Annotated in this window: 1 protein-coding gene; it reads left to right on the forward strand. The window is 56.1% G+C overall.

Features of this window, described 5'->3' with window-relative positions; all coding sequences use genetic code 11:
* A partial coding sequence (locus KCG48_RS14580) for a VirB4 family type IV secretion system protein (protein WP_408004755.1) occupies positions 1-626 on the forward strand: 626 nt, incomplete at both ends.

Genomic DNA, 626 nt, shown 5'->3' on the forward strand with positions numbered 1-626 from the left:
AAGACCATCAAGCGCAAGATCACCGATCTGGACCGGATGAAGATCGAAGAACAGAAGAAGGCCGTCCGGTCCGGCTACGACATGGACATCATCCCATCAGACCTGGCCACCTACGGCGGTGAAGCCAAAAAGCTGTTGCAGGATCTGCAGAGCCACAATGAGCGCATGTTCCTCGTGACCTTTTTGATCATGAATACCGCCGACGGCAAACAGCAGCTGGACAACAATATCTTTCAGGCTCAGGGCATTGCCCAGAAATACAACTGTCAGCTGGTTCGGCTGGACTTCCAGCAGGAATCCGGCCTCAACTCATCCCTGCCCCTTGGTCACAATCAGATCGAGATCCAGCGAGGTCTGACCACCTCCAGCACCGCCATCTTCGTGCCTTTCACCACCCAGGAGCTGTTCCAGCGCGAAGGCGAGCCGCTCTATTACGGGCTCAATGCACTGTCCAACAACCTGATCATGGTGGACCGGAAAGCCCTGAAGAATCCCAACGGTCTGATCCTGGGCACCCCTGGCAGCGGCAAGTCCTTTTCTGCCAAGCGGGAGATCGCCAATGCCTTTCTCATCACCCAGGACGACATCACCATCTGCGATCCTGAGGGCGAGTATTACCCCCTGGT

Source organism: Proteiniclasticum sediminis (genome assembly GCF_018128025.1).
Classification (GTDB): Bacteria; Bacillota; Clostridia; order Clostridiales; family Clostridiaceae; genus Proteiniclasticum; species Proteiniclasticum sediminis.